Raw genomic sequence first — 18,258 nt, 5'->3', positions numbered from 1 at the left:
AAACGCCGTTCATGTTACTTCACTTGGCGAATTTTCTGTCGCAGTACCAATCTGATTTTCAGGTCGTTAATTATTTAACCTTGCGTGTGATTTTAGGCGCCCTCACGTCACTGATGCTCTGTTTATGGCTAGGGCCATGGATGATTCGACGTTTAGTCGAAGGCCAAATCGGTCAATCCGTGCGAGACGACGGCCCGCAATCCCATCTTTCCAAAGCCGGCACCCCGACCATGGGCGGGGCGATGATACTGTTGGCCATCGCCATGAGTACTTTGCTATGGGGTGACTTAACCAACCTCTATATCTGGGTGGTGTTGGGGGTCACGCTAGGTTTTGGTGCCATCGGTTGGGTTGATGATTACCGCAAGGTGGTGGAGAAAAATCCACGCGGTTTGCCTGCCCGCTGGAAGTATTTCTGGCAATCAGTCGTAGGCCTGGGGGCGGCTGTACTGCTCTATCTAACGGCCTCCACGCCGGTTGAAACCAGTTTGTTGGTGCCGCTGTTTAAAGAGGTGGCTCTACCGCTGGGTGTTTTCTATATCGTGCTTACTTACTTTGTCATTGTAGGCAGCTCCAATGCGGTTAATTTAACCGATGGTCTGGATGGTTTGGCCATTATGCCCACCGTATTGGTCGCCATGGGCCTGTCGGTGTTTGCATATGCGAGTGGCAATACCGTGTTTGCCGAGTACCTGCATATTCCGTTCATTGCAGGTACCGGTGAGCTTGCAGTGTTTTGTGCCACTATTGCTGGCGCTGGGCTGGGGTTTTTATGGTTTAACACTTATCCCGCCCAGGTCTTTATGGGCGACGTAGGTGCCTTGGCGTTAGGGGCTGCGCTGGGTGTGGTGGCCGTGATCGTACGCCAGGAGATTGTGCTGTTTATCATGGGCGGTGTTTTTGTCATGGAAACGGTTTCGGTCATCCTTCAGGTGGGATCCTACAAGCTCACCGGGCGTCGCATCTTCCGAATGGCGCCTTTGCATCATCATTATGAATTGAAAGGCTGGCCTGAGCCGCGGGTCATTGTCCGCTTTTGGATTATTACCGTGGTGCTGGTGCTGCTTGGCCTCGCAACACTCAAAGTTCGTTAATGATGGTTTGTTAATGACAGTTCGTTAATGCTTCTGACCATGAGTGCATCGACGGATCGTTGGCATGATGGGAGAGGGAGCTTGAAATGGTTCAAGTAGCTAAGGGAGTGACACTGGTTGTAGGGCTGGGGCTTTCCGGTCGAGCGATCTGCCGTCATTTAAGTCGCTTAGATGTACCTTACATGGTAGCGGACACACGGGCCGAACCGCCGGGGCTTGATGATTTTCGCACTGCGCATCCGGGGGTGGAAATTCACTGCGGCTCGCTGACCGCGCTGGATCTACGCAATGTGGAAGAGGTGGTGGTAAGCCCTGGGCTTGACCCGAGAATGCCGGGCTTAAAAGAGCTGGTGGATCAGCTAAATCCTCGCACTGGGGAGCCGATGGTGGTGGGTGAAATGGCTCTATTCGTGCGTGCCGCGAAGGCGCCTATTGCAGCGATCACTGGCTCTAATGCGAAGTCGACGGTGACCACACTGCTCGGTGAAATGGCAGCGGCGGCAGGCGTGAGTGCGGCAGTGGGCGGTAATTTGGGCACCCCCGCGTTGGACTTGTTGGCTAGCCATCCGGATGCCGCGCTCTATATCCTTGAACTCTCGAGCTTTCAGCTGGAGACGACTCCTTGTCTGGGTGCGAGCTGTGCCGCGTTCCTGAACCTGTCCGAAGATCACCTTGATCGCCACGGTGATATGTACGGTTATCGAGCTGCAAAACAGCGTATCTTTATCGGTGCCCAGCACGCGGTGGCGAATGGGGATGACCCTCTGACATGGCCTGAATATCCTGTTGACCAAGTGGCCTACTTTTTCCATGACGCTCCGGGTGAGGGGCAGTGGGGGCTGGCGCGTAATCAAGGTGAACTAATGCTGATGCAGGGTGACACGCCCTGGTTGTCCATTGATGAGTTACGCATGACTGGGCAGCACAATTACCTTAATGCACTGGCTGCGCTGGCAATGGGGCAGGCATTAGGGTTTGCAGCGGCGCCCATGTGTCGCGCACTGCGTGACTTTAAAGGACTGGCACACCGCAGCGAAATGATAGCGCGTATCAACGATGTTACTTGGGTTAACGACACCAAGGGCACCAATGTGGGCGCTACTCTGGCGGCCATCAATGGCATTGGCGCTACGCTGGAAGGGTGCTTGATTTTATTGGCCGGCGGGGTTGGTAAGGGCGCGGACTTTACCCCGTTGGCCGAGCCTTTAAAGAAGTGCGCGCGTCATGTGCTGCTGTTTGGGTTGGATGCTCCGCGATTGGCGGAGGCGTTGGATGGTCACGTAACGACTCAGCAAGTAGACGATCTAACTCAGGCCATGCAAGCAGCGTTTGAAATCGCTCAGCCTGGAGACTGCGTGCTGCTATCACCTGCCTGTGCAAGCCTGGATCAGTTTGCTAATTACCAAGAACGCGGCGAGGTATTTCGCCGCTGGGTGCACCAACAGGCAGAGTCCACTACTGGGGGAGCGTCATGAGCCGACTTCAGCGTCTGCGTACTGTTCTTTCCACGCGGGATTTGCCCTGTGATATCTGGCTGGTGATGGCGGCAGTAGCCTTAGCGGGTTTGGGCTGGGTAATGGTGAGTTCGGCATCAATTGGCTTACTGGAAGATACTTACCACTACTCCCGCCAGCACGGCGTTTTCCTAGTACTCGCTATCATGGCATGTGTATTTATGCTCTGTGTGCCGCTGGAAGCCTGGCGCCAGAATGCTGCGCTTATTCTGCTTGCCTCTATCTTTCTGTTGGTCCTAGTACTGATTATTGGCCAGGAAATTAACGGCAGTAAGCGCTGGATAGCATTGCCGGGGCCATTGCCTAGTTTGCAGGTCTCTGAATTTGCCAAAATCGGGCTGATTTTTTATATGGCGGCGTTCATGTCGCGTTTTACTTATGACCTGCGTCGCCGGGCGTTCAGTATGTGGCGCCCGCTTGCCGTGCTGGCAGTGCCTGTTGGGCTGCTTTTCTTAGCGCCTGATTTTGGCGGCATGGTGGTCTTTACCATTTGTGTGATTGGCATGCTGATGATGTGCGGTGCGTCGTTGGTGCTGTTAATGGGTAGCGGGTTGTTGCTAGGTTCTGGTGCGGTTGTGATGGTGTTGATTGAACCCTATCGGCTAGCGCGTTGGACCAGTTTTTTGGATCCCTGGGCCGATCAATTTGCGACTGGCTACCAATTAACCCAGGCGTTGATTGCTTTTGGGCGGGGTCATGTAACCGGTACCGGTCTGGGTAACAGCGTTCAGAAATTGCACTACTTGCCTGAGGCGCATACCGACTTTATCTTTGCGGTGATCGCCGAAGAGTTGGGTATGATCGGCGCGATTATTGTCGTGCTGCTGTTTACGCTATTTATTGCGCGCGCTATGTGGGTAGGGCGCAAAGCGGAGATGGCCGGGCATCTTTTTGGCGCTTATGTAAGTTACGGCATTGGGTTTGTTGTGGCTGCGCAGGCATTTATTAATATGGCGGTAAGTTCGGGGCTGTTGCCAACCAAAGGTTTAACATTGCCGCTAATGAGCTATGGCGGTTCTAGTCTATTGGTAACTGGCGTGATGGTGGGGCTGCTGCTGCGCACGGATGCCGAAACGCGTCATCGCCCCCGACGTGCGTCCACCCCGTATAAATCGCGCCATGAACCGCGTTTATCGTAACGTTATGCCGCTTGGTGCTATCAGGAGTTTGATGTGAAGACTAATGTTAGGCGACGAGTGCTGATAATGGCAGGTGGCACCGGCGGCCATGTGTTCCCAGCGCTTTCACTCGCTAAAGCACTGCAGGCGCAGCAGGTGGATGTTGAGTGGCTGGGCAGCCCCAGGGGGATTGAGAACCGACTGGTGCCTGAAGCGGGTATTAAATTACATACTATTGCCATTAGCGGGCTACGCGGCAACGGCATAGCCGGCTGGCTGAAGGCGCCGTTGAACCTCTCCCGTGCAGTCTTAGAAGCGCGGACGGTGATTCGAGAGTTCAAACCGCATGTTGTGGTTGGCCTGGGTGGTTTTGCCAGTGGCCCAGGCGGGTTAGCGGCTTGGTTGACACGTATCCCCTTGGTTATCCATGAGCAGAACGCTGTGGCAGGGCTGACAAATCGCGTTTTATCGCGACTGGCTAAGCGTACCTACGCCGCCTTCCCAGAAGCCTTTGGCTCGCGCGCCGAAGTGATTGGAAATCCCGTGCGTGACGATATCGCTGCCTTGGGTAGTACGCCAAGGAATGCTGAAATGCTCTCTGCACGACCCCTGCGTCTACTAGTGGTGGGGGGCTCGCTTGGCGCCGTTGCGCTAAACGAACGCTTGGCGCCAGCGCTTGTTGCATTGCCTGTTGAGCAGCGACCCGAGGTCCGCCATCAGGCAGGTAATGATCGTGATGTTGCGACTGCCGAAAATTATCAGCAGCACGGCGTAAACGCTGAGGTTAGTCCCTTTATTGATGATATGGCTGCTGCTTATGAGTGGGCCGATTTAGTGGTATGCCGCTCTGGTGCGCTCACCGTGGCAGAGCTGGCTGCCGCCGCCAAGCCTTCACTGCTGGTGCCTTTTCCCTTTGCGGTCGATGACCATCAGCGTATCAACGCGCAGGTGTTAGTTAAGGCGGGCGCCGCCAAGTGCGTTGTACAGTCTGAGTTGACGGTTGAGCGTTTAAGCGACTTTTTAAATGAATTGCTCGTCCCCAATACCCTGGCTGCGATGGCGGCGAACGCCCGTCAGGCCGCGCATTTGGATGCGACTCAGCGCTTGGCTGAAGGGTGTTTGGCGATGATAAAGCTAGGAGATTCTGCGTGATCGATAAAGACAAACCCACGGCACCCTCACGTGGCACTCCCGCTGGCCCAGGCATGCGTCGCATTCGACGCATTCATTTTGTGGGTATAGGTGGCGCCGGTATGTGCGGTATCGCAGAGGTGCTAGCCAACCAGGGCTACATCGTCAGCGGTAGTGATATGAAAAACTCTTCAGTCGTAGAGCGGCTTCGCCAATGCGGTGTATGCGTGGCGATCGGTCATGCTGAAGCCAATGTAGAAAACGCCGACGTGGTCGTTGTGTCTAGCGCAATCGATGAAACCAACCCTGAAATTCGCTGGGCCCATGAGCATCGTGTACCGGTCGTGCGCCGGGCTGAGATGCTCGCCGAGCTGATGCGCTTCCGTCACGGTATTGCCGTGGCGGGTACCCATGGCAAAACCACCACGACCAGTTTGACGGCGACACTGCTGGCAGAGGGAGGGTTAGACCCGACCTTTGTCATCGGCGGCAAGCTGACCAGCGCCGGTACTAATGCTCGCCTGGGCGAGGGCGATTATCTCGTTGCCGAAGCCGATGAGTCCGACGCCTCGTTTCTGCACCTGCAGCCAATGGTATCCATCGTTACCAATATCGATGCTGACCATATGGCCACCTATGGTGGTGACTTCGAGCGGCTGAAAAGTACCTTTATCGAATTCCTGCATAATCTACCGTTTTATGGCTTGGCGGTACTGTGTATCGATGACCCGCATGTCCGTGTGCTGTGCGAGCAGGTGAAGCGGCAGTTTGTAACCTATGGGTTTGATAGCGATGCTGACTATCGCATTGTTGACTTTGCCCAGCGAGAAGGAGAGGTCTCGTTTACTGCGTTACGCCCAGGCGGCGCTGAGCCCCTAGCGGTACGCTTGGCCATGCCAGGTCGCCACAATGCCTTGAATGCGATGGCGGCGATTGTTGTGGCCACTGACGCAGGCGTTAGCGATAGCGCGATTTTGAGTGGCTTGGCGAGCTTTGCAGGCGTGGGTCGGCGGTTTCAGGTGCATGGGCATTTCCCTGCACCCAAAGGCGGCGGCGACATCATGCTGGTGGATGACTATGGTCACCATCCACGTGAAGTCGACATGGTTATCCAGGCCGTTCGCGCTGGGTGGCCCGAGCGCCGCCTGGTGATGCTTTACCAACCCCATCGCTATAGCCGTACCCGCGATTTATATGAAGATTTTGTCCGCGTGCTTTCCCAAGTCGATACGTTGGTGTTGCTCGATGTTTACAGCGCCGGTGAAGCTATTATTCCTGGTGCCGAGGGAAGGACCCTGGCCGGGTCGATTCGCCAGCGGGGTGAGGTCGACCCACTCTTTGTCGAGCATAAGCACGAGTTACCGGTGCTGTTAGCCAATGTGTTACGGCCAGGCGATATTTTAATTACCCAGGGTGCTGGTGATGTGGGGGGGATTTCCCTGCGTCTGGCACAGGCACAGCTAGCGATGAACGAGGTAGATCTGTGAGCGTTGACGTAACAACCCCTGAGTCGCAAGGAAAAGTCGTTGTCGTTTACGGCGGTACGTCTGCCGAACGCGAGGTGTCGCTTAAAAGCGGGGCGGCAGTACTTGAGGCCCTTCAACGTAAGGGTGTCGATGTCTGTGGTTATGATCCTCGCGACAACGGCCTGGTGGGGCTAGAGCAGTTGGCTCCTTCAGTGGTCTTCGTTGCTTTGCATGGACGCGGCGGTGAAGACGGCACGCTGCAGGGGGCGTTGGAGTTGCTCAATATTCCTTACACCGGTAGCGGAGTGCTCGCTTCAGCGCTGGGCATGGATAAGCAGCGTACCAAGCAGGTATGGAGTGCGGTTGGCTTGCCGACGCCAGAGAGCATCATGCTGGATGCCGGTTCGGATTGGTCAGCCGTGGTCGCCCAGCTTGGCTTGCCGCTGATTGTGAAGCCCGTGCATGAAGGTTCAACGCTGGGTATTAGCATTGTCAAAAGTCAGGCGGCGCTTGAGGCTGCGTATCACGAGGCAGCACAGTTCGACGCCCGCGTCATGGCTGAGCGCTTTATCGTCGGCGACGAATACACGGTTGCGCTGCTAGGCGATCAAGTGTTGCCAGCGATTCGGGTTGAAGTCCCAGGCGGTTTCTATGATTACGAAGCCAAATATATCGCCAATACCACGCAGTACCATTTGCCATGTGGCCTAGCAACGGAGCAGGAAGCAGCGCTGGCGGATCTATGCCAGCAGGCATTTGCCGCCATCGGCGGGGTAGGCTGGGGGCGTGTTGATGTGATGCACGATAGCGAAGGACGTTTCTGGCTACTGGAAGTTAATACCGTGCCTGGGATGACCGACCATAGCTTGGTTCCCCAGGCAGCGGCACATGCGGGTATCTCTTTTGACGAGCTGGTGATGGAAATATTGAATACCGCTGGCAGGCAGTTATCGCTATGACGAGTTTGTTATGAAGGGTGCCTTATGAAAAGGCGTAATGCCTGGTTGGGCGTTATTCTATTAGCCTTGCTGATGGGCGCCGGTGGCCGGGCGCTTTGGCTGTGGTTAGATCGCCCTATTGAGCGGGTGTCTATTCGCGGTGAGTGGGAATACGTCAGCGCCGACTATCTGCGTACCCAGCTGGCGCCCCTGGTGGTCGATGCCACCTGGCTTTCGGCGGATCTGGGTGAGTTGCGTGACCGCGCCCTGCAAGTCGGCTGGCTAAATGAAGTGCGAATTACGCGCGAATGGCCGAATGCGTTAGTGTTTGAGCTCATTGAACAACAGCCCGTCGCACGCTGGAATGATGATTTCTTGCTTAATCCTGAGGGAGAGCCTTTCGCATTTGCACCATTAAACCCGCCGTCGGGTTTGCCTGATATGGCGGGTCCTGTCGGTAGCAGCGAGGAAGTGTTGCAATACTATCATCGGCTGTTGCCGCACTTTACTCAGTTATCACTTGATCTTACACAACTTCGTTTAGAGCCGCGTGGGGCTTGGCGGCTGCAATTAAATGACGGCGCTTGGGTGATGTTAGGGCGTCGTCAGCACGAAGTTCGATTGGCGCGTTTATCTGCTTCTTGGCAAAGGGAGTTGTACTCTCTTGGTGATCAGATCCGCTATATAGATCTCCGTTACCCTAATGGTGTCGCCGTAGCGTGGCATGGAGAAAGTGAATTTGCTGTGCAAGATGAGTAACTCTTCTATTACTTGATGCAAATAAGGTGTAAAAGTGAGTGGTTGCCATCGATGAAAAAGCCAATAATCGGCTTTAAATTGCTTTCAATGCCTATTATTGTGGGTTCGTACTAGTCGTATTACGACTATTGTTTCTATACTATGGGCCAGATGATGGTTAAGTGGTTTTAAATTCCAGCTATTTGTACTTAGTCAGTAACTGAGAAAACCACTGTTTATTTTGGGTAGTACGCCTTCAATGTTAAGCGTTGGATTAAGCGTCACCCTATTAATATTTATTTTTAACAATGACGCAAGGAGATTTCCCGACTCATGGCAGGCTCACCCAACGCATCCAATATGGTGGTCGGGCTGGACATTGGAACGTCCAAGGTCGTCGCGATAGTCGGTCAACCCACCGATGACGGCGGAATTGAAATTGCCGGTATTGGCTCGCACCCCTCGCGCGGAATGAAGCGCGGTGTTGTGATCAATATTGAATCAACGGTGCAGTCTATCCAGCGGGCCGTTGAAGAAGCCGAGTTGATGGCTGGCTGTGATATTCATTCGGTATATGTTGGCGTTGCCGGTAGTCATATCAGTTCAATGAACTCTGATGGTGTCGTGGCTATTAAAGAGCGAGAAGTGACTCCCTCTGATATTGAGCGCGTTATTGATTCTGCGCGTGCCCGCGCTATCTCGGAAGGTCAGCGCGTATTACATGTACTCCCGCAAGAGTTTTCAATTGATGCTCAGGGAGGAATCCGTGAGCCGCTGGGCATGTCCGGCGTGCGTTTGGAAGCTCAGGTGCATTTAGTCACGGCTGCGTTGAATGCTGTTCAGAATATTGAAAAGTGTGTTCGTCGCTGCGGATTAGAAGTAGATGCTATTATTTTAGAGCAGCTTGCCTCAAGCATGGCCGTACTGACGGAAGATGAGCGTGAGCTGGGCGTCTGTATGGTGGACATTGGTGGCGGCACCACCGACATGGCAATTTTTAGTGAAGGTGCCATACGTCACACGGCGGTTATACCTATTGCGGGTGACCAAGTCACTAACGATATTGCCATGGCCCTGCGAACGCCAACCCAACACGCTGAAGAGATTAAAGTTAAATATGCTTGCGCGCTAACTCACTTAGCGTCAAGCGATGAAATGATTAAAGTACCTAGCGTAGGTGATCGTCCTGCGCGTGATCTATCGCGTCAAGCGCTCGCTGAAGTGGTAGAGCCACGCTACGAAGAGCTATTTACGCTAGTAAGAGATGAATTGCGCCGAAGTGGCTATGAAGACATGGTGGCTGCTGGGATTGTGCTTACCGGTGGAACTTCGCGCATGGAAGGGGTTAGCGAATTGGCGGAAGAGATTTTCCACATGCCCGTTCGTATCGCATGTCCGCAGAATGTAAGAGGTTTGGCGGACGTCGTTTGTAACCCCATTTATGCGACGGGGGTTGGTCTGCTGCATTATGCCTTGCAGGAAACGCGTCATGGGCAAGGTCTAAGAAGCCACGGGGGAGTGGTTGCAGCCCATAAGGGTCGCAACGAGCTTGCCCGGCGTGATATCAAGGAAGACCATTCGGCGCTGGCAAGAATTAAAGGCTGGTTCAAAGGAAATTTCTGACAGGGCCGCAAGCGCGGTTCAGGAGACGGGGCTTATGTTCGAATTGGTAGATAACGCACCCTCGAGCAGTGCGGTCATCAAAGTGGTTGGTGTTGGCGGCGGTGGCGGCAATGCTGTTAACCACATGGTCGAAAGCAATATTGAAGGCGTTGAGTTTATCTGCGCTAACACTGACGCCCAGGCGCTTAAGCGCTGTTCAGCAAAAACCGTGTTGCAACTGGGTAGCGAAATCACTAAAGGATTAGGTGCAGGTGCCAATCCCGACGTGGGGCGGCAGGCGGCTATGGAAGACCGCGAGCGTATCGCGGAATTGCTGGTCGGCGCCGATATGGTGTTTATCACTGCTGGTATGGGCGGTGGCACCGGTACTGGTGGTGCGCCCGTGGTGGCTCAGGTCGCTAAAGAGCTTGGGATTCTTACCGTCGCGGTAGTGACGCGCCCCTTCCCCTTTGAAGGGCCGAAGCGAATGCGTGCCGCTGAGGAGGGCATGAAAGAGCTCTCCGAGCACGTTGATTCGTTGATCACGATTCCCAACGAAAAGCTGCTTTCCGTATTGGGCAAAAACGCCACGCTGCTAACAGCCTTCAGTGCGGCGAACGATGTGCTGCTAGGCGCTGTGCAAGGTATCGCAGAGCTGATTACCAGCCCAGGTATCATTAACGTCGATTTTGCTGATGTTCGCACCGTAATGTCTGAAATGGGCATGGCGATGATGGGTACCGGTGGGGCGACGGGCGAGAATCGTGCTCGTGAAGCTGCCGAAAAAGCTATTCGCAGTCCGCTGCTGGAAGATATCGACCTGCATGGCGCGCGCGGTATTTTGGTTAACATCACCGCTGGTCCCGATTTATCAATCGGTGAGTTCAATGATGTTGGCGCTACCGTTCAAGAGTTTGCTTCTCCAGATGCCACCATCGTCGTTGGCACCTCCATTGACATGGAGATGTCTGATGAGCTGCGCGTCACGGTTGTTGCCGCAGGCCTAGATGGCCAGAAAGCCAAAACCACCGCACGCGAACCGGCGCGCCGTTCAGCGGCGGAATCAACATCCGATTATCGCAAAATGCAGCAACCTACGGTGATGCGTCAGCAGGCGACAGCGCGTGCTGAAGCACCCGAAGCTGCCACTAAACCTCGTCCTGAGAAGCGTCGCTCTACTGAAGCTGATGACTATTTGGACATCCCCGCGTTTCTACGCCGCCAGGCGGATTGATTCTCGATAACAGTCTCACTGTAACAGCGGGCGAGCGTTTTATTGGCTAAAACGCTCGCTTGCTGTTAAAGTGAACACTGTTTGATAACTTTTTCCCCTGCGGTTATTACCGTCATCAGAGTTCGGCTACTATCCATGATCAGACAACGCACCCTACAAAACGTCATTCGTGCCACCGGAGTGGGCCTGCATTCAGGCAAAAAAGTTCATTTAGCTCTGCGTCCGGCGCCGGCCGATACTGGGATTGTGTTTGTCAGAACCGATCTGGACCCCGTTGTACACGTGCCAGCGCGAGCTGAGTTGGTTGAAGATACCAAGCTGTGCACGGCGCTTTCATTTAATGGGGTTAAAGTCGCTACTGTTGAGCACTTGATGTCAGCCTTTGCTGGATTGGGTATTGATAACGCCTACGTAGACGTTAGCGAACCTGAAGTTCCCATAATGGATGGTAGCGCTAGCCCGTTTGTCTTCTTGATTCAGTCAGCCGGTATTCTGGAACAGGATGCAGCAAAGAAATTTATTCGCATTAAACATCGTGTAGCTGTTAACGATGGTGATAAAGAGGCTGTTTTCTTGCCCCACCAAGGGTTTAAAGTCTCGTTTGCGATTGATTTTGACCACCCCGTTTTTGAACAGCAGAAACAGACGGCGTTGATCGATTTTTCGACCACATCATTTGTCAAAGAAGTGTCGCGCGCACGTACCTTTGGTTTTATGCGTGATTTAGAGTTTTTACGCTCTAACAATTTGGCATTGGGCGGCAGTTTAGACAATGCGATCGTGGTAGACGATTACCGCATTGTTAACGAAGGTGGTTTGCGCTACGAAGATGAGTTCGTCAAGCATAAAGTATTAGATGCCATCGGCGATTTATACCAGTTGGGTTACAGTCTGATTGGTGAGTTTCGTGGTGTTAAGTCAGGACATGCGTTGAATAATCAGCTGTGCCGTGAGCTGATGGCTCAGCCTGACGCTTATGAAATAGTGACGTTTGAAGAAGATAAGGCCGTGGCGCCGATCTCTTATGCTGCGCCCGCAATGGCATAATATAGCCGCTTATAGAAAAGCTGCTATTAGCTAATAAGGTAGTCCGAAGATTTATCGTAGCAGTGGTAATATCAATAAAGCATCGCTTAGGCGGTGCTTTATGCATTTTGTCGCCAGCATACGTTTTACGCCAAGAGCGTTATAGCCGGTAAATTTGTTTGCCATAGCCTTATGGCAACTGTTACTCGTTGGGTGGCTGAGCATGAGAGGCAAGCCGTTCAAGGGCGCGCTTTAACGTGGGATTTGTCGTGTCTTCAGCGCATTCAGCCAGTGTTTTGCCTGCATCTGCTGAAAGGCTGCGTGTATTACGTAGCGGGGCCACGATAGGGTGCACTGGGCGCACTTTAAAGGTAAAGCCGCTCACGCTTTCAAAGCCAGGCAACTGATGAAGCAGCTCTAATAGCCGACGCTGCTCAAAACGTAACCAGGTTAGCCAGCCTGCTTGACCACTGATCAGTGTTAAGCGACCTTCGCGAAAGCCACCGACAAAAATATGTTCACGCATCTCTTCGGGCAGATGCGCGCGAAGATGCTGCTGCGCCTGGTCAATTAAACGAGATAGGCGCATTAACTGACTAATATCGCCCGACTTTGAGAGTAGGCGGGCAATGGGCTGTGCGCGAGAACGCTTAACCTTTATACTCATACGCTTAATTCCTAGGGCACCGCTATCCTAGGGTGCCGCTAATGATGATGTCGGAGACATTAACCGATCTCACTTTAGCAGATTTTACCACGCTCAGGAGCCGGTCTACAGCATGTCACCTACGCTTGATGTTCAATCAGCTTTGCCGCGGCGCCATCGCCGGTATGGCTTAGCGCGTTGGTGGCTGGCCGGCTTATTAGTAAGTTGCCTATTACCCGCGAGTTTAAGCCCTGCGGATGCTTTTCGCAGTGGCGAACGCAGCGTTACTATCTGTTTATGGGTACCCGCGATTTTACGTGCGCAGTCGCACTGGATTGCTAAACGGCAGCGCGCTCTGCGCCGTTGGGCTCAACGCCCTAGGCGCTTTGCCCCGGTGCGGCGTCTCAGCAGTTGGCTTGCGCCGATGGCCCTGCTGGTGGCGGCGCGTGATGTTTTGACCCAGCGCGGACCTCCTGCCCATCAAGTATGCCGTTAAGATACTTACTTTGTCCCTACGCTGGTAGGTAGAAGACCTGCAGAAAAAGGTCTGCTGTATATAGGCAAAGTCCGATGGGTTGTTCGTGAATACTTGGATATTTCATGCTTAATAATTTATTACGTAAAGTCGTTGGTTCTAAAAATGACCGCGATGTAAAACGCATGCATAAAAATGTGCCTCAGATTAATGCCCTAGAAGCAGAATTTGAGGCATTAAGTGACGCTGATTTGCAGCAAAAAACAGCGCAATTGCGCGAACGTCTCGCGTCAGGTGAGTCCCTAGATGCGCTGTTAGCTCCCGCCTTTGCAATCGTCCGAGAGGCCAGTAAGCGCGTTATGGGCATGCGTCACTTTGACGTGCAGATGGTGGGTGGAATGACCCTGCACCGTGGCCGTATTGCAGAAATGAAAACCGGTGAAGGTAAAACCCTGGTGGCAACGCTGGCGGTGTATCTGAATGCGCTAACGGAGAAAGGCGTTCACGTGGTGACCGTGAACGACTATTTGGCCCGTCGTGATGCTGAGTGGATGCGCCCGCTGTATGAATTTCTAGGCCTTTCCATTGGTGTTATTTTCTCCGGTCAGTCTGGCGAAGAGAAGCGCCATGCCTATCAGTGCGATATTACCTACGGCACCAATAACGAGTTTGGCTTTGATTATCTACGCGATAACATGGCGTTTTCGTTAGAAGACAAAGTGCAGCGTGGCCTGCATTTTGCGATTGTCGATGAAGTTGACTCGATTCTTATCGATGAAGCGCGTACACCGCTGATTATTTCGGGCGCGGTAGACGAAAATACGGATCTCTATAAAGTCGTTAATCAGTTGGCCCAGCAGCTTGAGAAAGGCGAAGAGAGTGAAGATGAAGATGCTCCGGTGGTCGGCGACTTCTTAGTTGACGAAAAGCAGAAACAGGTAGAGCTAACGGAGCAGGGACATAACAAAGTTGAAGAGCTAATGCGCGGCGAGGGTTTATTGGGTGATGAAGAATCACTCTATGCAGCGCAAAACCTCAATTTGCTCCAGCATATGCATTCGGCCCTGCGCGCCCGCTACCTCTATAATCGTGATGTCGATTACATCGTTTCTGAAGGTCAGGTAGTCATCGTCGACGAACACACTGGCCGTTCGATGCCAGGGCGCCGCTGGTCGGAAGGCTTGCACCAGGCTGTAGAAGCCAAAGAGGGCGTTACAGTACAGCGCGAAAGCCAAACGCTTGCCTCCACCACCTTCCAGAACTATTTCCGTCTGTATGAGAAGTTAGCCGGTATGACCGGTACAGCGGATACTGAAGCCTTTGAATTTCGTCAAATTTATGGCCTCGACGTGGTGGTTATTCCTACCAACCGTCCATTGGCACGTAAAGACCTGAACGATCTGGTCTATTTGAGCGCTGAAGAAAAATACGAAGCGATCATTAAAGATGTCAAAACTGAGACGGAAGCTGGGCGCCCTGTGCTGGTTGGTACGGCCTCAATTGAAACATCAGAGTACCTTGCCAACCTGATGCAAGAGGCAGGCCTCGCGTTCAACGTGCTTAACGCCAAACAGCACCAGAGTGAAGCCGAAATTATCGCTCAGGCAGGCCGCCCAGGGGCTATTACCATCGCCACCAACATGGCTGGCCGGGGTACCGATATTGTGCTGGGGGGCAATTGGGAGGCTGAATCGGCCAAGCTGAAAAACCCAAGCCAAGCGCAGGTTGATGCGTTAAAAGCCGAGTGGCAGGCACGTCACGATGCTGTGTTGGCCGCTGGCGGCTTACATGTGGTAGGGTCTGAGCGCCATGAGTCTCGGCGTATCGACAATCAGCTGCGCGGACGTGCTGGTCGCCAGGGCGACCCCGGCTCCACGCGGTTCTTCTTGTCGCTTGAAGACAGCCTGATGCGTCTGTTTGGCTCTGATCGCGTTAAGCGCTTGATGCAGGCGTTAGGGCTTGAGCATGGTGAAGCCATTGAGCATAAAATGGTCTCCAATGCGGTTGAGCGTGCCCAGAAAAAAGTCGAAGGGCGTAACTTCGATATTCGTAAGCAGCTGCTTGAGTACGATGACGTTGCCAACGACCAGCGCCGGGTGATCTACGACCAGCGTAATGAAATTCTCGCCGCGGACGATGTGGCTGATGCCGTTATCGGTATTCGTGAAGAGGTAATGGAAACGGCAATTAGCAGCTATGTTCCTCCTCAGAGCCTGCCCGAGCAGTGGGATTTGCCCGGTTTGGAAGCGCACCTGAAAACGGAGTTTAATCTTGATGTGCCCGTGGTTAAGTGGGCTGCTGAGGATGATCGCTTTAGCGAGGAGCAGTTACGTGAGCGGCTGCAGACCATGCACCGTGAAGCCTATGCGGCAAAAGTGGCTGCAGCGGGCGAGAAACTGATTCGTCGCTTTGAGAAGCAAGTCATGCTGCAGGTGCTGGATACGCGCTGGAAAGAGCACCTTCAGTCAATGGATCATCTGCGCCGTGGTATTCACTTGCGTGGCTATGCCCAGAAAAATCCCAAGCAGGAGTACAAGCGTGAATCGTTTGAGCTCTTCCAACACCTGCTTGACCATATTAAAGAAGATGTAACGCGCATTCTGAGCCACGTTCAGGTTCGTCAGCCCGAGGAAGTAGATGCCCTTGAGCGTCAACGCCGCGAAGCGCTGGAGCGCGAAACCGCCACCGCCGCTAGTCGTCATGATGCCCCGACCCCTGAGCAAACTGAGAGCGAACAAGAAGCGCCTGGCAGTGAAGGGCGTCCGGTGCGTCGCGAAGGCCCCAAAGTGGGCCGTAACGACCCCTGTTTTTGTGGTTCAGGTAAAAAGTACAAGCAGTGCTGTGGAAAATTAAGCTAACGGCGATTGTGTCTTAGATAACGTCTGACCAAGGTTTGCCTAAAGGAGAGAATCATGGCGGTGGGAAACACTCCCTTTCCAGAGTTGCCACCCCTGCAAGGGGTGCGCCTTGGGGTTGCAATGGCGGGTATCAAAAAGCCGAATCGTCGTGATGTGGTGGTGATTGAATTGCCCGATACAGCGACGGTATCGGGGGTTTTTACCCGTAATGCCTTTTGTGCAGCGCCGGTAGTAGTGGCCAAGCAGCACCTTGAGCAGTGCCGTGCGGAGCACCGCTCGCCGCGTTATTGGTTGATCAATACCGGCAATGCGAACGCGGGCACTGGCGAGGCAGGCTTGCGCGATGCGCGGGCATGCTGTGCTGAGCTTGCCAAGCAGGTTGGGGTTGAGGCTGAAGATATAATGCCGTTCTCAACCGGCGTGATTGGTGAACCGCTGCCAATGGAGAAACTGCTAGCGGGATTGACACCGGCGCTTGAAAGTTTGTCCAGCGACAGTGCTGCCTGGGAACACGCAGGCCAAGGCATTTTAACCACCGACACGCGGGCCAAAGGGGCCAGTGTCACGGTTGAAATAGGTAATCAGCAGGTAACGATTAACGGCATCACGAAAGGGTCGGGCATGATCAAGCCCAACATGGCGACCATGTTGGGCTTTGTGGTGACCGATGCAGCTATCGAGGCACCGCTACTGGATCGGCTACTGCGTGAAACCGTCGATCGTTCGTTTAACTGCATCACGGTGGATAGCGATACCTCTACCAATGACGCCTGTATGTTGGCGGCGACCGGCACAGGCCCTCGAATCGCCGATGAAGCGCAGATAGCCGCGTTCAGTAACGCTTTACAGCGGGTAATGACCGAGCTGGCGCAAGCGATCATTCGCGATGCTGAAGGGGCGACCAAGTTCGTCACCCTGCAGGTTGGCGAAGCGCAAAGTCGGCAAGAAGCGCTTGATGTAGCCTTCACCGTTGCTCACTCGCCGCTGGTCAAAACAGCGCTGTACGCTTCTGATGCCAACTGGGGGCGAATTCTAGCAGCCGTCGGGCGGGCGCCGGTGAACGACTTTGACGTTAACCGCGTGGTGATTGACTTAGGCGATGTGCGTTTAGTCGAACAGGGTGGACGCGCGGCAGGTTACACCGAAGCGGCGGGAAGCGCTGTCATGGCGCAGTCAGAAATTACCATTCGCATTAACTTGGGGCGCGGCGAAGAGAGTGCCACGGTGTGGACCTCTGACCTCTCTCATGACTATGTGTCTATCAACGCGGATTACCGTAGCTAGTCGGTCGCTCTCAGCCGAGGGCATTGGTTGGCAGGGATAATGGACACACGCAGCGAGATAGCGCCGATGGCAGAAGCGTTGGTGCGCGCAGTGGATCAAGACGTAACGAGTATATGAGTATATGAGCATAAAGGTAAAACGACGGGTTCACGTCGCGGCAGCTGCGATTATCAGCGCCGATCAACAGCAAGTACTGATCGCTCGTCGACCGTCAAACGTTGATCATGGCGGACTGTGGGAGTTTCCGGGTGGCAAACTAGCACCTTATGAGACCGGTCTTGAAGGATTAAAGCGTGAACTGCATGAAGAGCTGGGCGTCGAGATTGTTTGTGCTCAGCCATTGATTCGCGTCCACCATGAGTATCCTGACAAGCATATCCTGCTGGATGTATGGCAGGTGCATGAGTTTGCCGGAGAGCCTTTTGGCCGTGAAGGACAGGCCGTGCGCTGGGTACCTATGAGCGAACTCTCCAACTATCCTTTCCCGGCGGCCAATTTACCGATTCTGCGAGCGGTAAGATTGCCTACCGAGTATTTGATTACCGGGGAAGAGGCTGACGAAGCGCGCTTCGATGCATTTTTGGAGCGTGCGTTGCGTGAAGACAAGATTCGCTTGGTGCAGCTGCGTGCCAAGCAGTTGGACGAAGCGGCTTATCTCGCCCGTGCTCAGCGAGCGCTGACTCTATGCCGTGAGCACGGCGCGCGGCTGCTGCTGAATGGTGAACCCACGCTGCTGGATCATATTGACGCTGATGGCATTCATTTGACCAGCGAGCGTTTGATGCAGCTTGAGCGTCGTCCGATTGCTGAAAATAAATGGCTTTCCGCATCGACGCACAACCAGAAGCAGCTGACCCAAGCAGCCGTATTAGGCTGTGACTTTGTCAGCCTGTCGCCGCTGCGCACCACGCCATCGCACCCTGAAGTCGCTCCGCTCGGTTGGCATGACTTTCAACAGTTGGTCGAGCGTGCTGGTATGCCGGTGTTTGCATTAGGCGGTATGACGCGCTTTGATGCCAATCACGCTCGTGCCGTAGGCGCTCAAGGGATCGCCTCAATTCGCGATTTCTGGAAGTAATCGGTCGCGCTAGCCCGTTCTGTATCATCAAAAACGCCTGCCGGGAATGAATACCC

The 18,258-nt window shown here is 53.9% G+C and carries 15 protein-coding genes; 14 read left to right on the top strand and 1 reads right to left on the bottom strand.

Features of this window, described 5'->3' with window-relative positions; translation table 11 throughout:
- Positions 1–11: 11 nt before the first annotated feature.
- The 10 genes from mraY to lpxC all read left to right on the top strand — a co-directional run bounded on the left by mraY (position 12) and on the right by lpxC (position 11,882).
- Positions 12–1,094 carry a phospho-N-acetylmuramoyl-pentapeptide-transferase gene (mraY, locus tag KO116_RS13190; protein ID WP_035566273.1) on the top strand — a complete coding sequence of 361 codons (1,083 nt, stop codon included), beginning with the start codon at positions 12–14 and terminating at the stop codon, positions 1,092–1,094.
- A gap of 86 nt (positions 1,095–1,180) precedes the next feature.
- Entirely contained in the window at positions 1,181–2,569 is a 1,389-nt protein-coding gene (gene murD / locus KO116_RS13185; RefSeq protein ID WP_035566271.1) for a UDP-N-acetylmuramoyl-L-alanine--D-glutamate ligase, read from the top strand.
- Positions 2,566–3,747 (top strand): putative lipid II flippase FtsW, encoded by a 1,182-nt coding sequence (gene ftsW / locus KO116_RS13180; RefSeq protein ID WP_008958687.1) that lies wholly within the window; start codon positions 2,566–2,568, stop codon positions 3,745–3,747. The genes murD and ftsW overlap by 4 nt, the downstream gene beginning before the upstream one ends.
- Before the next feature lie 66 nt (positions 3,748–3,813).
- Positions 3,814–4,878 (top strand): undecaprenyldiphospho-muramoylpentapeptide beta-N-acetylglucosaminyltransferase, encoded by a 1,065-nt coding sequence (murG, locus tag KO116_RS13175; RefSeq protein WP_035566269.1) that lies wholly within the window; start codon positions 3,814–3,816, stop codon positions 4,876–4,878.
- Between the two features lie 53 nt (positions 4,879–4,931).
- Positions 4,932–6,344, top strand: a complete 1,413-nt coding sequence (murC, locus tag KO116_RS13170) for a UDP-N-acetylmuramate--L-alanine ligase (protein ID WP_045812265.1) — start codon at positions 4,932–4,934, stop codon at positions 6,342–6,344.
- On the top strand, positions 6,341–7,282 hold the full coding sequence (locus tag KO116_RS13165; protein ID WP_035566265.1) for a D-alanine--D-alanine ligase: 942 nt from the start codon (positions 6,341–6,343) through the stop codon (positions 7,280–7,282). The genes murC and KO116_RS13165 overlap by 4 nt, the downstream gene beginning before the upstream one ends.
- A 24-nt stretch (positions 7,283–7,306) precedes the next feature.
- Positions 7,307–8,020 (top strand): cell division protein FtsQ/DivIB, encoded by a 714-nt coding sequence (locus KO116_RS13160; protein ID WP_035566262.1) that lies wholly within the window; start codon positions 7,307–7,309, stop codon positions 8,018–8,020.
- A 312-nt stretch (positions 8,021–8,332) separates the two neighbouring features.
- The gene (gene ftsA, locus KO116_RS13155) at positions 8,333–9,622 is read left to right on the top strand and encodes a cell division protein FtsA (protein ID WP_035566259.1); all 1,290 of its coding nucleotides are present in this window, start codon (positions 8,333–8,335) and stop codon (positions 9,620–9,622) included.
- Positions 9,623–9,656: 34 nt separating this feature from the next.
- Positions 9,657–10,835, top strand: a complete 1,179-nt coding sequence (gene ftsZ / locus KO116_RS13150) for a cell division protein FtsZ (protein ID WP_035566257.1) — start codon at positions 9,657–9,659, stop codon at positions 10,833–10,835.
- A gap of 135 nt (positions 10,836–10,970) precedes the next feature.
- Positions 10,971–11,882, top strand: a complete 912-nt coding sequence (gene lpxC, locus KO116_RS13145; RefSeq protein WP_035566253.1) for a UDP-3-O-acyl-N-acetylglucosamine deacetylase — start codon at positions 10,971–10,973, stop codon at positions 11,880–11,882.
- A 181-nt stretch (positions 11,883–12,063) separates the two neighbouring features.
- Here the strand turns inward: lpxC and KO116_RS13140 are convergent, their stop codons facing one another.
- Positions 12,064–12,528 carry a DUF721 domain-containing protein gene (locus KO116_RS13140; RefSeq protein ID WP_035566250.1) on the bottom strand — a complete coding sequence of 155 codons (465 nt, stop codon included), beginning with the start codon at positions 12,526–12,528 and terminating at the stop codon, positions 12,064–12,066.
- Positions 12,529–12,640: 112 nt separating this feature from the next.
- Here KO116_RS13140 and KO116_RS13135 point away from each other — a divergent pair, with 112 nt between their 5' ends.
- From KO116_RS13135 to KO116_RS13120, 4 genes are all read left to right on the top strand, one after another.
- Positions 12,641–13,003 carry a hypothetical protein gene (locus KO116_RS13135; RefSeq protein ID WP_035566248.1) on the top strand — a complete coding sequence of 121 codons (363 nt, stop codon included), beginning with the start codon at positions 12,641–12,643 and terminating at the stop codon, positions 13,001–13,003.
- Positions 13,004–13,107: 104 nt separating this feature from the next.
- Complete coding sequence (gene secA / locus KO116_RS13130) at positions 13,108–15,840, top strand: preprotein translocase subunit SecA (protein ID WP_035566246.1); 2,733 nt, start codon at positions 13,108–13,110, stop codon at positions 15,838–15,840.
- Between the two features lie 54 nt (positions 15,841–15,894).
- On the top strand, positions 15,895–17,124 hold the full coding sequence (gene argJ, locus KO116_RS13125) for a bifunctional glutamate N-acetyltransferase/amino-acid acetyltransferase ArgJ (RefSeq protein WP_035566241.1): 1,230 nt from the start codon (positions 15,895–15,897) through the stop codon (positions 17,122–17,124).
- A 121-nt stretch (positions 17,125–17,245) separates the two neighbouring features.
- Positions 17,246–18,202 (top strand): Nudix family hydrolase, encoded by a 957-nt coding sequence (locus KO116_RS13120; RefSeq protein ID WP_035566239.1) that lies wholly within the window; start codon positions 17,246–17,248, stop codon positions 18,200–18,202.
- The last annotated feature ends 56 nt before the right edge of the window (positions 18,203–18,258 follow it).

Origin of the sequence: Halomonas sp. KO116, assembly GCF_000734975.2 — a bacterium.
Classification (GTDB): Bacteria; Pseudomonadota; Gammaproteobacteria; order Pseudomonadales; family Halomonadaceae; genus Vreelandella; species Vreelandella glaciei.
This window is presented reverse-complemented; position numbering and strand designations above follow the sequence as displayed.

Coding starts and splice junctions, on each gene's coding strand:
- murD (WP_035566271.1), top strand. CDS start 1,181: ATGGTTCAAGTAGCTAAGGGAGTGACACTGGTTGTAGGGCTGGGGCTT.
- KO116_RS13140 (WP_035566250.1), bottom strand. CDS start 12,528: ATGAGTATAAAGGTTAAGCGTTCTCGCGCACAGCCCATTGCCCGCCTA.
- murG (WP_035566269.1), top strand. CDS start 3,814: ATGGCAGGTGGCACCGGCGGCCATGTGTTCCCAGCGCTTTCACTCGCT.
- KO116_RS13135 (WP_035566248.1), top strand. CDS start 12,641: ATGTCACCTACGCTTGATGTTCAATCAGCTTTGCCGCGGCGCCATCGC.
- murC (WP_045812265.1), top strand. CDS start 4,932: ATGCGTCGCATTCGACGCATTCATTTTGTGGGTATAGGTGGCGCCGGT.
- KO116_RS13160 (WP_035566262.1), top strand. CDS start 7,307: ATGAAAAGGCGTAATGCCTGGTTGGGCGTTATTCTATTAGCCTTGCTG.
- mraY (WP_035566273.1), top strand. CDS start 12: ATGTTACTTCACTTGGCGAATTTTCTGTCGCAGTACCAATCTGATTTT.
- ftsW (WP_008958687.1), top strand. CDS start 2,566: ATGAGCCGACTTCAGCGTCTGCGTACTGTTCTTTCCACGCGGGATTTG.
- lpxC (WP_035566253.1), top strand. CDS start 10,971: ATGATCAGACAACGCACCCTACAAAACGTCATTCGTGCCACCGGAGTG.
- ftsA (WP_035566259.1), top strand. CDS start 8,333: ATGGCAGGCTCACCCAACGCATCCAATATGGTGGTCGGGCTGGACATT.
- KO116_RS13120 (WP_035566239.1), top strand. CDS start 17,246: ATGAGCATAAAGGTAAAACGACGGGTTCACGTCGCGGCAGCTGCGATT.
- secA (WP_035566246.1), top strand. CDS start 13,108: ATGCTTAATAATTTATTACGTAAAGTCGTTGGTTCTAAAAATGACCGC.
- ftsZ (WP_035566257.1), top strand. CDS start 9,657: ATGTTCGAATTGGTAGATAACGCACCCTCGAGCAGTGCGGTCATCAAA.
- argJ (WP_035566241.1), top strand. CDS start 15,895: ATGGCGGTGGGAAACACTCCCTTTCCAGAGTTGCCACCCCTGCAAGGG.